The sequence below is a fragment of the Alcaligenes sp. MMA genome, assembly GCF_020907215.1.
In the GTDB taxonomy this organism is placed as follows: Bacteria; Pseudomonadota; Gammaproteobacteria; order Burkholderiales; family Burkholderiaceae_B; genus Alcaligenes; species Alcaligenes aquatilis.
In genome coordinates this window covers 120,942-135,562 of the sequence record NZ_JAJJPP010000004.1, presented here as the reverse complement: position 1 = coordinate 135,562, position 14,621 = coordinate 120,942, and the positions used below count along the sequence as shown (strand labels likewise).

The window sequence follows — 14,621 nt, the reverse complement described above, 5'->3', positions numbered from 1 at the left end:
CCTGTGTATCAGCTTAGTGGGACTGACGGGTGGAGTCGTCGCTGAGCAGCTCTTCAAAGATCAGATGATCGATTTCGGCTTCGTGGCTCCACAAAACCATCAGGGCGACAATTTTTATTTTGTCCAACGAGACCGGGCTTTCGTCCACTGTCATGGCGCTTTCAATCAGAATTTCGCGCAGGTGGGCGGTAAGAGCGCCGGAATTTTGCAAAAAGGTGATGAAACCCATCGCGTTAGCGCCCAGCACATTCTGTTCGTGCTCAGAAAAAATACGCTGACTGTTGGGACTGAGTTGAGCGGTAGGCTGACACTGTTGCGAGGTCTCGCCCAGTGCATGTAGCCAGCCCAGTGCGTCGTTGATGTCCTCGTCTTCAAAGCCAATAGCGGCCAATTTGTGGGCCAGAACCTCCGCCTTGGGACAGGACTGGGGGTTGTAATACGTCTCGAAAAGATAAACCAGGATATCAAACATGGGTATAAGGTTGCCGTCCTAAGTGATTAAAAAAACTGCGTGAATTCGGTAACCAGTGACCAAACTTTACGCTGATTTGCGGTAGGGGGCAAATGGGGGGTTCAGGGCTTGGGTGGGTTCTGCCGTGAGCGGTGAGGCCGATTTTTACCGGGTTTTGCTCTGGCAGACGCCCTGTGCGGCGGGGCGTCTTTATGATTGAAACATAAATCGATTGTTCGGGCAGAAACTGTCGTTTATTTGAAACCTAATAAGCTGGCACAGAGAGCCGACGGAGGGGCACACTGGTTGGCAGCAGGCAGCAGGCAGCAGGCAGCAGGCAGCAGGCAGCAGGCAGCAGGCAGCAGGCAGCAGGCAGCAGGCAGCAGGCAGCAGGCAGCAGGCAGCAGGCAGCAGGCAGCAGGCAGCAGGCAGCAGGCAACAGGCAACAGGCAGCAGGCAGCAAGGAATCAGCGCTCAGAATCCAGTGTGCTGCTTGGATACCTGGATTTTAGCTAAGCGATAAGGGGAAGCGCCGTGCCCAGGCGCTGGTGGCCTGGCTCCAGAACTCGTCCAGAGTGTTGGCAACCAGGGGAGCAAAGCCCAGAAAGGCCCAGACTCGTTGCAGCGTTTCCATTGGATGGTCCAGATCAAAGGCTGGGGCATGGTTCTGTTTGGAAAGCTTGCGGCCTTGCTCATCGCAGGCCAGCGGTACGTGCAGGGTACGCGGGAGCGGTAGGCCCAGGATTCTTTGCAATACCCGCTGGCGGGCCGTGGAACTGAGCAAGTCTGCGCCACGCACGACATCGGTGATCTGGCTGTCCGCATCATCAATGACCACCACAAACTGGTATGCCCAGAGTTTGTCGGCGCGTTTAAGAATGTAGTCCCCTACTTCTTTGGCTACGTCCTGCTGTTGCGGCCCGGCCCAGCGATCCGTGAAGTGTTCCACCCCTTCCGGTACGCGTAGCCGCCAGGCTCGTACGGCGCGATCTGCCGGGATGCCGTGGCGGCAGGTGCCTGCATAGGGATATTCATGCGAATCCGGGGCAAGCGGCATGGAGGCGGCCAGAATCTCCTGACGGGTGCAGGTGCAGCCGTAGACCAGATCCCGCTCGCGCAGGCCGTCAAACACGTCCTGATAGCGAGCCAGCCGCTGGCTTTGCCATAGAACTTCGCCATCCCAGTGCATGCCCAGGCCCCGCAGTTGCTGCATGATGATCTGGTCTGCCCCGGCGACCACGCGTGGCGTGTCTATATCTTCAATGCGTAGCAACCAGCGCCCGTTCTGGGCGCGTGCATCCAGGTAGCTGGCCATGGCCGCAACCAGTGAACCCTCGTGCAAGGGACCACTGGGACTAGGCGCAAAGCGACCACAGTAGGGGGTAAGAAGCTGGGCGGTCATGAGTCGTTCTTAACGGCAAGAGCCCCTGGAAGGGGGCTCTTGGTAATGCGACTTTACGCCTATTTTTCTAGCCCGGCAATGCGTTTTGCGCGGGCTGGAAAGAAGAGGTTTTAGCTCTCCATGGTGACCAGCTCTGCGCCTTCGGGCACTTGATCGCCCACCGCAAAGAACAGTTCGGCCACGGTGCCATCGGCAGGTGCCTGAATGGAGTGCTCCATTTTCATGGCTTCCATGACCAGCAGCACATCGCCCTGCTTGACACTGTCACCTGCAGCCACATTCAGGGCAATAATCTTGCCCGGCATGGGAGCGGTCAGGTGGCCACCGTGCGCTTCCTGGCCGCTGGTACTGGCGCTGGCCAGGGTGTCGACCACGGCCAGGGTCCAGTCCGAACCGGCCTGGGCCACTTGCAGATGGTCGCCATCTTGCAGCACCTGGGCACGGTATTCGACCTGATCCAGCCACAGGCGTACGGTCAAGGTCTGGGCTAGACCCGCCGTTGCCTCGGCTTGCCAGCGCAGCGCGTGTTGAGCTTCGCCCAGCGTGATCTGCCACTGGTTTTCACGACGTTGCAGCAGCACGTCGTGGGCTTGTTCACCCAGTTGCAAGGCCACTTTCTGATCGTAGTCCCCACTGAGGCGCCAGCCGTCATGCACGGCCCACGGGTCGGAGTTGGGAGCTTGCCCGCTCAGACCCTGGTGAGTCAGCACGGCGCAGGCGGCAAAGGCCAGCACAGAAGCCGGAACGTCCTGATTGCTGGGGAACAGCGCATCGTGACGACGTGGGATCAGGCCCGTATCCAGATCGGCCTGGGCAAAGGCGTCATCGCCCAGCAGACGTTGCAGGAAGGTCTTGTTGGTGTGAACACCGGCCACCTGAGTGTCCGCCAGCGTGCGAATCAGGCGACGACGGGCTTGTTCACGATCAGCACCATGAGTGATGACCTTGGCGATCATGGGGTCGTAGAAGGGGCTGATCACGCTGCCTTCACGCACACCGCTGTCGATACGCACCTCACCGGAGGTGAAGGACGCATGGGTGGGGTACTGCAAGCTGCGCAGCGTACCGATGGACGGCAGAAAGTCCTTATCAGGATTCTCTGCGTAAATGCGAACTTCAATGGCGTGGCCATTAATGCTCAGCTCGTCCTGTTTGGCCGGCAAAGGCTGGCCATCGGCCACACGCAGTTGCCATTCCACCAAGTCGTGGCCAGTAATCAGTTCGGTGACGGGGTGCTCCACTTGCAGACGGGTATTCATTTCCATGAAGTAGAAACGTCCGTCCTGTTCGGCAATGAATTCCACCGTGCCTGCGCCCACATAGTTCACGGCGCGGGCCGCTGCAATGGCGGCTTCGCCCATGGCCTGGCGACGCTCGGGTGTCATGCCGGGGGCGGGCGCTTCTTCAATCACTTTCTGGTGACGACGCTGTACCGAGCAATCGCGCTCGAACAGGTAGACGTAGTCACCATGCTGGTCACCAAAGATCTGGATTTCGATATGGCGTGGTTTGGTGATGTAGCGTTCGATCAGCACGCGGTCGTCGCTAAAGCTGCTTGCGGCTTCGCGCTGGCAAGAGCGCAAGGCTTCCAGGAACGCGCCGGACTCTTCCACAATACGCATGCCCTTGCCGCCGCCACCGGCACTGGCTTTGATCAGCACGGGGTAGCCGATATTGTCGGCTTGCTGGTGCAGGAAGTCGGGGTCCTGGTTGTCGCCGTGGTAACCGGGCACCAAAGGCACACCAGCTTTTTCCATCAGGGATTTGGCGGCGGACTTACTGCCCATGGCCGCAATGGCTTGAGCGGGTGGGCCTACAAAAATAATGCCGGCTTGTTCACAAGCGCGAGCAAAGTGCTCGTTCTCGGACAGAAAACCATAGCCAGGGTGGATCGCGTTCGCGCCAGTGGCACGAGCGGCTTCCAGAATGGCGTCGATCTTCAAGTAACTGTCGCGTGGCTCGGGGCCACCGATGCGCACGGCTTGATCACAAGCACGTACGTGCTGGGCGTCCGCGTCCGCGTCGGAGTAAACCGCAACGGTACGCAGCCCCAGGCTGCGGGCAGTGGCGGCCACCCGGCAGGCAATTTCACCGCGATTGGCTATCAGCAGGGTCTGAAACACAGTGTCTCCTTGTCTTACATGCGGAACACGCCAAAGCGGGTGTCTTCAATAGGGGCGTTCAAGGCGGCGGACAAACCCAGGGCCAAAACGCGCCGGGTGTCCGAAGGCTGGATGATGCCGTCATCCCACAAACGCGCAGTGGCGTAGTAGGGGTGGCCTTCATGTTCGTATTGTTCGCGGATCGGGGCCTTGAAGGCTTCCTCGTCCTCGGCACTCCAGGTCTGGCCACGGGCTTCCAGGCCATCACGGCGCACGGTCGCCAGCACGCTGGCAGCTTGCTCACCACCCATGACCGAGATACGGGCATTGGGCCAGAGAAACAGCAGGCGCGGGCTGAATGCGCGGCCACACATGCCGTAGTTACCGGCACCGAAAGAGCCGCCCAGAATCACGGTGAACTTGGGTACGGCAGCCGTGGATACGGCGGTGACCAGTTTGGCGCCGTGGCGGGCAATCCCTTCGTTTTCGTACTTGCGGCCCACCATGAAGCCGGTGATGTTCTGCAGAAACACCAAAGGCGTCTTGCGCTGGCAGCACAGTTCAATGAAGTGGGCGCCTTTTTGAGCCGCTTCCGAGAACAGAATGCCGTTGTTAGCGATGATGCCCACGGGCATACCGTGGATATGGGCAAAGCCGGTCACCAGCGTGGTGCCAAAGCGGGCTTTGAATTCATCAAAATCCGAGTCATCCACAATGCGGGCGATCACTTCGCGCACATCGTAGGGCTTGCGGGTATCGGCGGGGATGATGCCGTTCAACTCTTGCGGGTCGTAACGTGGCTCGCGTACTTCTTTCAGCGGCCAGGGCAGTTTTTTCTCGCGGTTCAGGCGGCCGACGCAGCGGCGTGCCAATTCCAGCGCATGCAGATCGTTCTCGGCCAGATGGTCGGCCACGCCGGACAGACGGGTGTGCACATCGCCACCGCCCAAGTCTTCGGCGCTGACTTCTTCACCCGTAGCTGCTTTGACCAGGGGTGGGCCACCCAGGAAGATGGTGCCCTGGTCGCGCACGATAATGGACTCATCGCTCATGGCCGGAACATAGGCACCGCCAGCGGTACACGAACCCATCACCACGGCGATCTGTGCAATCCCCTGGGCCGACATATTGGCCTGGTTGTAGAAGATGCGGCCAAAGTGGTCCCGGTCCGGGAAGACGTCTTCCTGGTTGGGCAGGTTGGCCCCGCCCGAGTCCACCAGGTATACGCAAGGCAGATTGTTCTGCTGGGCAATTTCCTGGGCACGCAAATGCTTTTTAACAGTCAGCGGATAGTAGGTACCGCCTTTGACCGTGGCGTCGTTGCAGACCACCACGCATTCAATGCCCGCAATGCGGCCAATGCCCGTGATGATGCCCGCGCCGGGAGACTCGTTGTTATAGACGTCCTGGGCAGCCAGAGGCGAGAGTTCCAGAAAGGGAGTACCGGGATCAAGCAGCCGTTCGACGCGCTCGCGGGGCAGCAGTTTGCCGCGACCCACATGGCGTTGCCGGGAGGATTCAGACCCGCCCAAAGCGGTTTTCTGTAGCTTTTGGCGCAGATCAAGGATCAGGGCCTGCATGATCGAGGCGTTGTCCTGAAAGTCTTGGGAACGCGGATTGATGCGGGATTCAATAACTGACATGGCGTGCCTGGAAAGAGAACAGAGAAAAGCCCATAAAATCAGCCGGGCCGCAGCCCGGCTGATGAGCTTGCTTTAAACCAGCTCGACGGCCAGGGCGACCGCTTCGCCACCGCCAATGCACAGCGAAGCAATACCACGCTTGCCGCCGGTCTTGCGCAGGGCGCCGATCAAGGTCGCCAAAAGGCGAGCACCCGATGCACCGATGGGGTGGCCCAGGGCCGTGGCGCCACCGTGGATGTTGACCTTGTCGTGCGGGATGTTCAGCTCTTTCATGGCGGCCATGGTGACCACGGCAAAGGCTTCGTTGATCTCGAACAGGTCCACATCGGCCACGCTCCAGCCGGTTTTATCCAGCAGCTTCTGGATAGCGGCCACCGGTGCGGTGGTGAACCAGGCGGGTTCCTGAGCGTGCTGGGTGTGAGCCACAATGCGGGCCAGCGGTGTTGCGCCCAGTTCTTTGGCCTTGCCTTCAGTGGTGATCACCATGGCGGCGGCGCCGTCCGAAATGGACGAGGCGTTGGCAGCGGTAACCGTGCCGTCTTTCTTGAAAGCGGGACGCAGCGTGGGGATCTTCTCGGGCATGGCTTTGGCAGGGGCTTCGTCCTTGGCAATGACGACATCACCCTTGCGACCCGCAATGGTCACGGGCGCAATTTCCCATTCAAAGCTGCCGTCATCGCTGGCTTGGCGAGCGCGGCGCAGCGATTCCAGCGCGTAAGCGTCTTGCTCTTCGCGGCTGAATTCGTATTTGCTGGCGCAGTCTTCGGCAAACACGCCCATGGCGGTGCCACGGCTGTAGGCATCTTCCAGACCGTCCATGGCCATGTGGTCATAGACGGTGGAATGGCCGTAGCGGTAGCCCTGGCGGCCTTTAAGCAGCAGATAAGGGGCGTTGCTCATGCTTTCCTGACCGCCAGCCACCACCACGTCCACACTGCCTGCTTTGAGCAGATCGTGGGCAAACATAGCGGCTTTCAGACCGGAACCGCACACTTTGTGAATGGTGGTGCAAGCCACACCCTGGGGCAGACCGGCGCCCAAGGCGGCCTGGCGCGCGGGGGCCTGGCCCTGACCGGCTTGCAGCACATTACCCATGATCACTTCATCGACCTTGTCGGCCGGAATGCCCGAACGCTCCATGGCCGCCTTGATGGCGACGGCGCCCAGTTCGTGGGCGGCCAGATCGGACAGGCTACCCATCATGCCGCCCATAGGGGTGCGGGCGATCGAGACGATGACAACGGAATTAGTCATGAAAGACTCCTGGTTGCAAAGAGGAGACCGGCGCGCGTTTGGCAAACTCGTGCAGCTGCCGATCTTTGTTGTACGGAAAAATATTTTCGATCCGACCTTGTGTTACCCGCAAGCGACATTGGGACCACCACTCAGGTTCGAGCAGTTCGGCATGGTGGGCCATGAAGGCTTTGCGAATGCGTGGGTCGGTTAGTAGAAAGTAGCCGAATTCTTCAGGAAATACATCGTTCGGGCCGATCGGATACCAGGGTTCGCTGGCCATTTCGGCTTCTTCGTTCGGTGCGGGTGGAATGGCGCGAAAGTTCATCTCGCGCATGTGCTGGATTTCGTCGTAGTCATAGAAGACGACGCGGCCCAGGCGGGTTACACCAAAGTTCTTGAACAGCATATCGCCTGGGAAAATGTCGGCAGCAGCCAGCTCGCGGATTGCTTTGCCGTACTGGTCGACAGCGGCATTGAGGGCGGGGTCGCTGGCCTTGTTCAGATACAGATTCAGCGGGGTCATGCGTCGTTCAATGTAGACGTGACGCAGCAAGATGGTGTCCTCGGACTCTTCCAGCAGGCTGGGCACTTCGCGGCGCAGTTCTTCCAGCAAGGCGTCGGAAAAGCGCGCCTTGGGTAAGGCAACCTGGGCGTAATCCCAGGTGTCGGCCATGCGTCCGACACGATCATGCTTTTTGACCAACTGGTATTTGCTGCGTACCGTGGCATGGTCCATGCCCTGCTTTTGAATACGGTCGCGGATCAGTTTGAACACATAGGGGTAGGACGGCAAGGTAAATACCGTCATCACCATACCGGCAATACCGGGAGCCAGATCAAAGTGATCGTGCGAGTGCGACAGGTGATGCAGAAAGTCGCGGTAGAACAGGGTCTTGCCCTGCTTTTGCAGACCGATGGCGGTGTATAGCTCGGCCTTGGGCTTGCGTGGCAGCAGGCTGGACAGGAAGTCCACATAGGCCGACGGCGCTTCCATATCGACCAGGAAATAGGCGCGCGTAAAGCTGAACAGCGTGGACAGGTCGTCCGTGGTGTGCAACAAGGCGTCTATATACAAGTGTCCCGAGGGGCGATGCAAAATGGCCAGGGAGAACGGTAGCACTTCGCCCTGGTTGATCAGTCGGCCCACCACATAGGCACCCTTGTTGCGAAAGAACAGGGAGTTCAGCACCTGAATCTGGCAGTCCGAGCCAATGCGCGAGCCATAGCCGCGCGGCAGACGGCGGCATAGTTGACGCACGGCCATGCGGGCCAAGGTGCGTACATCGCGCGGCAGGTCGGCAAAGGGGGCAGCCAGACCGAAGTCGGCCAGCATACTGGTCAGGCTGGCTTCCAGACCCTCTTGGGTGGGGTAATAGACGCGATATGAAGGCAGCGCGCCGTCCAGGTAATCCGTGGCAACGGCTGGGCGCACGAAAATGAATTCGTTGCGAAAGTAGTGCCGGTGCAGCACGCGGCAGGAGACGGAGTTGAAGAAGGTCTCCGCACATTCGGGCTGACGGTGGCCCGAGAGCAAACGCACAAATTCAGCTTTGGCCTGCAACCACAATTGCTGCTGGGCATCGTCCAGATGGGCCGGATCGGATGGCGTAGGCTGATGCAGACGCAGGCTCTGGCTAAGCATGGCCGCGCATTCGCGCACCCGTGTCGCGTAGTACTCGATACGTTCGCGCGAGAGCTGCTGAATACCATGCCAGTCGCCCGATTCGTACAAAGACTTGGCGCGCTGGGCGCTGTAGCGAAACAGTGCATAGTGGCGATTGAAACCATTGAGCATGGTCTGGGCCACCTGGATAGCGGTCATCCCCGGTTTCTGAACCGGGGTGATGACAGTCGTTTCGCCAAAGTCAGGGTTGGACATGCCTGTGCCTTTTTAGGCAGTTTCGGCGAACAATTCGCGACCGATCAGCATGCGGCGGATTTCGCTGGTGCCCGCGCCGATCTCGTACAGCTTGGCATCGCGCCACAGACGGCCTGTGGGAAACTCGTTGATGTAGCCGTTGCCGCCCAGAATCTGGATGCCTTCACCGGCCATCCAGGTGGCTTTTTCCGCGCTGTAAAGAATCGCGGCAGCGCAGTCTTTACGCACGGAACGCACGTGGCCGGCACCCAGACGATCCAGGTTCTTGCCCACGGCATAGCACAGGGCGCGGCTGGCTTGCAGGGTGGTGTACATATCGGCCATCTTGCCCTGAATCAGCTGAAATTCGCCAATGGCCTGGCCGAACTGCTTGCGATCGTGAATGTAGGGAATCACGACGTCCATGACGGCTTGCATGATGCCCAGTGGACCACCGGCCAGGACGGCACGTTCGTAGTCCAGGCCGGACATCAGTACTTTGACGCCACCATTGAGCTGGCCCAGTACGTTTTCTTCCGGTACTTCGCAGTCCTGGAACACCAGTTCACCCGTGTGGCTGCCGCGCATGCCTAGCTTGTCCAGCTTTTGGGCAACGGAGAAACCAGCAAAATCTTTTTCGATCAGAAAGGCGGTAATGCCGCGCGCACCGGCTTGCGGGTCGGTCTTGGCGTACACCACCAGGGTGTCGGCGTCCGGGCCGTTGGTAATCCACATTTTGGAGCCATTGAGTACGTAGCGATCGCCCTTCTTTTCGGCGCGCAACTTCATGCTGACGACGTCCGAACCGGCACCGGGCTCACTCATGGCCAGGGCACCGACATGCTCGCCGCTGATCAGCTTGGGCAGGTATTTCTGCTTCTGGGCCTCTGTCCCGTTGCGGTTGATCTGGTTCACGCAGAGATTGGAGTGCGCGCCATAGGACAGGGCCACCGAGGCGCTGGCACGCGAGATTTCTTCCATCGCGATCATGTGGGCCAGATAGCCCAGGTTGGCACCACCGTATTCTTCGCTGACGGTCATGCCCAGCAAACCCATCTCACCGAACTTCTTCCACAAGTGCATGGGGAACTGGTCATCGTGATCCAGTTGAGCCGCTAAGGGGGCAATTTCGGCCTGGGAGAAGTCGGCGACAGCGTCGCGCAGCATGTCCAGGTCGGAGCCAAGATCGAAATTCAGGCCGGGCAGGCTCATGAGACACTCCGTGGAAATAAATGGGTTGTGGAATCGTATTTATATTACGTTTACGTAAACGTCATATATATGGGTTTTCCCTTATCGGGACTCCAGCTTCAATTGTTCGCTCATGGTGTGACAGATATCGAGCTGATCCTGAATTTCCTGCAAGGTCTGGTCCAGATCCTGCCGTTGTCGCTCCAGACGCAGGCGGTGCTCGGTCAGGACCTCCTGATAATGCTTAAGCTGGGAGGCGGTGTCCATCGGGGATTCATACATATTGATCAGTCGCAGAATCTCCGATAACTGCAGTCCCAGCCTTTTGCCGCGCAGGGCCAGTTTCAGGCGGGCGCGATCACGGGGCTGATAAATGCGCTGTGTACCTTGACGCAGCGGGCTCAAGATTCCTTGATCTTCATAGAAGCGCAGGGTGCGAGGCGTGATGCCAAACTCGTGCGCCAGATCCGATATTGTCCAGGTTGTCGTTGTCATTTTTAGTGTGATTTACGTAAACGTAAACTATCATGCCATAGAGCCGGGGTGCGAACCAGGGCCTATTAACCGTAAAAGGCCCTAGGCCTTTTAGTATGGTCTGCCCTTACGCCCTACAAGAGCCATTCTATTGGAGCGAGCATGAATCCTAACGAACAAAAATTGAATTATCCCTGGGCAGATACCCTGCCCCCAGCGGGCGGCAGCCTGGAAGTGGCGCCGGGGGTGCGTTGGCTGCGCATGCCTTTGCCCTTTGCGCTGGATCACATCAATCTGTGGTTATTGCGCGACCAGATCGACGGGCGCGAGGGCTGGACGATTGTGGACTGTGGCGTGGCCCGCCCCGAAGTACGCGAGCTGTGGGAACAGGTTTTTAACAATGAGCTTCAAGGCTTGCCCGTTCTGCGCGTGATCGTCACTCACATGCACCCGGATCACATCGGTTTGGCGGACTGGTTGTGCCAGCGCTGGAATGCGCCGCTGTGGATCAGCATGACGGACTACGCAATTGCCAAGCTGTGGTCGGGTACAGGTGGACGCCAGACGGGTGCGCAAGCCGGTGGCCCGAATGGCGCGGCCGCAGAAGCGCACTTTGTCCGTCATGGCCTGCAGGACGAGAAAGCCCGTGAGCAGATTCGCAGCCGTGGGGATTACTACCCGTCCATGGTGCCTTCGGTGCCCGAGCGTTTTGTACGCTTGATGGATGGTCAGCGTGTGGTGATTGCCGGTCGCCCCTGGCGTTTGATCGTGGGCTATGGCCATGCTCCCGAGCATATGTCCTTGTATTGTGAAGAACTGAAGGTGTTGATCTCTGGTGACATGCTCTTGCCGCGTATCTCCACCAATGTCAGCGTGTTCGATACCGAGCCCTTTGCCAATCCTTTGCCTTTGTACCTGAACTCGTTGCTGTCCTATCAGGATCTGGCCCCGGACACCCTGGTGCTGCCTTCGCACGGCAAGCCTTTCCGTGGCATGCACGAACGTATCCGTCAGCAGCAGGAGCATCACGCCGAGCGTCTGGAAGAAGTACTGCAAGCCTGCTCCCAGCCTTGTACGGCCGCTGACATTTTGCCCGTGCTGTTCCACCGCAAGCTGGACTCGCACCAGATGACCTTTGCCATGGGCGAGGCCATTGCCCACCTGCACGCCTTGTATTTTGATGATCGTTTGCGTCGCGAGATGGGCGAGGATGGGGTTTACCGTTTTCAGCGTATCTGAATACCGGAGCGCCTCTTAATAAGAGGGGGCAATATAGCGACTGTCGGCATAGGGGACCGGGCCTGCTGGCCTGTGGTAGCGTAGAGCTTTTCTTGCTACCGCCTGCCGACACTATGAGCTCTGATCTCGCCCTGGATACTGCCCTGCAACACACGGGTCTGGCCCCGTTCGATCCGCATACGGATGCCGCGCCAGTGGCCGTGCCCATCATGCGCACCAGTACGGTGCGCTTTCGTAATCTGGACGCTCTGGATCGGGCTCAGGCTGACAAGGCAGATCCTGAAAAACGTTCGGTCACTTACGGGCGCTCGGGTATGGATACCCATGCCGCGCTGGAACAGGTGTTCTGTCAGTTGGAGTCTGCCACCCAGGCCTTGCTGGCGCCGTCGGGTATGGCGGCCATTACCTTGGGTTTGTTGGCCTTGCTGGACTCGGGCGATCACGTGCTGATTGCCGACAGTGCGTATGGCCCGGTGCGCTATCTGGAAAAAACCGTGCTGCGTCGCATGGGTATACAGGCCACATTCTGCGCACCGACTCCCGAGGAAATGACCCGTCATCTACAGGACAACACCCGCATGGTGTATGTGGAATCACCCGGTTCCTTGCTGATGCAGATGCTGGATATGCCCGCCTTGGCCGAGTTTGGTCGCAAGCATGATTTGCTGCTGGTCACCGACAATACCTGGGGCTCGGGCTATATCTACCGTCCACTGGAATTGGGCTTTGATGTGTCTATCGTGGCGGGTACCAAGTACGTGGCAGGCCACTCCGATTTGATGTTGGGGGCAGTCATGTCCACCGACCCTGCCATCAACAAACGCCTGCACGATAACCATTATGCGCTGGGCTTTTCCATCAGTGCGGACGATGCCTGGCTGGCCCTGCGTGGTGCACGTACCCTGCCCATCCGTATGCGTGAAAGCGCCGCCAATGCGCTGGCCGTGTGTCAGTTTCTGGATAGCCGCCCTGAAGTTAGCCGTATTTATCACCCGGCTTGGCCTCAAGATCCGGGCCATGCTTTGTGGCAACGCGACTGCACCGGCTCTAATGGCATGTTGTCGGTGCAACTGCGACTGAACAATGCGCAGGCTCGTGTGTTTGTGGATGCCCTGACACTGTTTGGTATCGGCTTTTCCTGGGGTGGCTTTGAAAGCCTGGTGCAACTGGTGGATACCGCATTTTTAAGCGGCCACAGCTATTGGCAAGAAAGCCAGGACAGCCTGGTACGCCTGCATATCGGCCTGGAATCGACCAAGGATTTATGTGCAGACTTGGCACAGGCTTTTGAAAAGGCGGCGCAGGCTTAGGCCTTTAACTGACTGCTCTAGCCAGGGACGCACCCTGGCTTTAATAACTGGCTCAAACTTGCAATGACGTTGGAATCCCGTACCTTCTTGTAAGCCGCTGTTATCGAATGACTGACGAGCTATCGGCAGCTAATAGATCACAGATATAGAAACGCCAAGGGCCCTCAAAACCGGAACGAATCCAGTCTTGAGGGCCCTTGGCCGTATGGCTCAGCCAGAGCGCCAATTAGCGATTGGTGACCATTTTCAGCAGCTCTTGAGCCTTGCTGATGCTTTCGTCGTAGCCATTGGCCAGTGCCGGCGAAGTCACGAACTTGCCGCCCACAGCCAGACTAGGTGTGCCCTGGATCTGGTAGGTGTTGGACAGTTCGTTGGCTTTATTGGCCTTGGTCTGTACGCCAAAGGAGTTGAAGGTCTGCTCGAAACGAGCCTTGTCTACGCCTTGTTTGGCAGCCCAGGCCGTGATGGTCTTGGCATCAAAAATGCGCTCACGCTTTTGATGAATGGCTTCAAACACCTTGGGGTGCAGGTCCAGACGGTCCATGGCTTCCAGGGTGTAGTACAGCTTTTGCAGATCGGTCATGCCGGCATTGAAGGCGACAGGCACACGGCGCAGCACGACATTGTCTGGCAGGGTCTTGGCCCAGGTTTCGACCTTGGGTTCCAGGATGGCGCAGTGTGGGCAGCTGTAGGAGAAAAACTCCAGCACTTCGGTTTTACCGACGCTGTCCGAGGGCTGAGCCGCAGGCAGGGTGACGTAGCCCTGGTTGGCTTGTTGAGCCAGCGCGCTGGTGGCGGGCAACAAAGTCGCCCCAGCCAACAGACTGGCACCGACCAGGGATCGTACAAACAATGCGTTCAGCTTCATGAATCAATTTCCTTAAGGGGGAAGATGAGGTCTATGACCTGTGCAATGGCGGAAAAGTTCACCTCGGGCCTACCCAGGGCGCAACTTGTTCAGGGCCGTACCACCGAGCTATCAATTTTTTCCTCGGCCAGACGGCTGCGAGCCCGGTTCATTTCGTCTATGCCCTTGAAGGGACCCAGGCGTACCCGGTTTATCGTGCCGCCATTGACCTGGGCACTTTGTACCGAGGCATTAAAACCCAACATCAACAAGCGGGCTTTCATGGCTTCGGCATCCGCATTGTTGCGAAATGCACCTGCTTGCAGGTAGTAGGGGGTGGACGTGGTGGCTGGCTTGGCGGGCGCCGGGGGCGCAGCAGGTGTCGGTGTAGCCGGTTTGCTGGTGGCCGGTGCCGGAGTGCTTGGTGCGGCAGGTGTTGTGGCTGGTGGTGTTACGGCAGGAGCGGTAGTGCGAGCCTCTGGCTGACGGGCTGGTTCCGTACCCATGGCAGGCAGGGTGGCAATCAAATCACCCAAAGCATCCGGAGCGGCAGGCTTGGAAGAGATGCTGGGCAAATTGGCCGGTGGCAAGGTCAATCCGGGGATGGTGTCGCCCGGCGCAGGCGTCTGCCCGCTGGAGCTGCCATACAGACCCCGGTTCGGGTCCAGCAAGTCTCGCCCTTCAGGCAAGGCAACGGTTGGTTTGTCCCGGCTGGCCTTGTCCACAAAGGGCATGGGTACTTTGGTGACAAACAGGGCCACGGCCACCGCCGCGCCCAGACCCAGAATCAGGCCAATCAGAATGCCGGTATAGGTACCGCCGGAACTACTGGATTTTTTACGTGCTCTTGCCATATCTGCCTATGGGT

Annotated in this window: 12 protein-coding genes; 2 read left to right on the top strand and 10 right to left on the bottom strand. The window is 58.8% G+C overall.

All coding sequences use genetic code 11. From position 1 onward, the window contains the following. Positions 1-13: 13 nt before the first annotated feature. The 8 genes from LNA76_RS16835 to LNA76_RS16800 form a co-directional block, all read right to left on the bottom strand. Positions 14-472, bottom strand: a complete 459-nt coding sequence (locus LNA76_RS16835) for a DUF494 family protein (protein WP_230019504.1) — start codon at positions 470-472, stop codon at positions 14-16. Positions 473-959: 487 nt separating this feature from the next. Beyond that, positions 960-1,853: a tRNA glutamyl-Q(34) synthetase GluQRS gene (gene gluQRS, locus LNA76_RS16830; RefSeq protein WP_230019503.1), complete on the bottom strand. Its 894-nt coding sequence runs from the start codon at positions 1,851-1,853 to the stop codon at positions 960-962. 110 nt (positions 1,854-1,963) lie between these two features. Further along, positions 1,964-3,976: an acetyl/propionyl/methylcrotonyl-CoA carboxylase subunit alpha gene (locus LNA76_RS16825; protein WP_230019502.1), complete on the bottom strand. Its 2,013-nt coding sequence runs from the start codon at positions 3,974-3,976 to the stop codon at positions 1,964-1,966. Positions 3,977-3,990: 14 nt separating this feature from the next. Beyond that, positions 3,991-5,598 (bottom strand): carboxyl transferase domain-containing protein, encoded by a 1,608-nt coding sequence (locus tag LNA76_RS16820; RefSeq protein WP_094195235.1) that lies wholly within the window; start codon positions 5,596-5,598, stop codon positions 3,991-3,993. A 72-nt stretch (positions 5,599-5,670) separates the two neighbouring features. Next, positions 5,671-6,852 carry an acetyl-CoA C-acyltransferase gene (locus tag LNA76_RS16815; RefSeq protein ID WP_230019501.1) on the bottom strand — a complete coding sequence of 394 codons (1,182 nt, stop codon included), beginning with the start codon at positions 6,850-6,852 and terminating at the stop codon, positions 5,671-5,673. Then, entirely contained in the window at positions 6,845-8,713 is a 1,869-nt protein-coding gene (gene aceK, locus LNA76_RS16810; protein WP_094195237.1) for a bifunctional isocitrate dehydrogenase kinase/phosphatase, read from the bottom strand. The genes LNA76_RS16815 and aceK overlap by 8 nt, the downstream gene beginning before the upstream one ends. Positions 8,714-8,725: 12 nt before the next feature. Further along, positions 8,726-9,904, bottom strand: a complete 1,179-nt coding sequence (locus tag LNA76_RS16805; protein WP_094195238.1) for an isovaleryl-CoA dehydrogenase — start codon at positions 9,902-9,904, stop codon at positions 8,726-8,728. A gap of 81 nt (positions 9,905-9,985) precedes the next feature. Next, positions 9,986-10,378: a MerR family transcriptional regulator gene (locus LNA76_RS16800; protein WP_094195239.1), complete on the bottom strand. Its 393-nt coding sequence runs from the start codon at positions 10,376-10,378 to the stop codon at positions 9,986-9,988. A 141-nt stretch (positions 10,379-10,519) separates the two neighbouring features. On the opposite strand from LNA76_RS16800, the gene LNA76_RS16795 reads away from it, so the two are divergent. Beyond that, positions 10,520-11,596: an MBL fold metallo-hydrolase gene (locus tag LNA76_RS16795; RefSeq protein WP_108727068.1), complete on the top strand. Its 1,077-nt coding sequence runs from the start codon at positions 10,520-10,522 to the stop codon at positions 11,594-11,596. 113 nt (positions 11,597-11,709) lie between these two features. After that, a complete protein-coding gene (gene metC / locus LNA76_RS16790) occupies positions 11,710-12,906 on the top strand; it encodes a cystathionine beta-lyase (protein ID WP_230019500.1) in 1,197 nt (398 codons plus the stop codon). A 226-nt stretch (positions 12,907-13,132) separates the two neighbouring features. On the opposite strand, the gene LNA76_RS16785 is transcribed toward metC, so the two are convergent. Together LNA76_RS16785 and LNA76_RS16780 are read right to left on the bottom strand one after the other, a co-directional pair. Next, entirely contained in the window at positions 13,133-13,774 is a 642-nt protein-coding gene (locus LNA76_RS16785) for a thiol:disulfide interchange protein DsbA/DsbL (protein WP_094195242.1), read from the bottom strand. Between the two features lie 89 nt (positions 13,775-13,863). Further along, entirely contained in the window at positions 13,864-14,607 is a 744-nt protein-coding gene (locus LNA76_RS16780; RefSeq protein ID WP_125277889.1) for an SPOR domain-containing protein, read from the bottom strand. Positions 14,608-14,621: the final 14 nt, after the last annotated feature.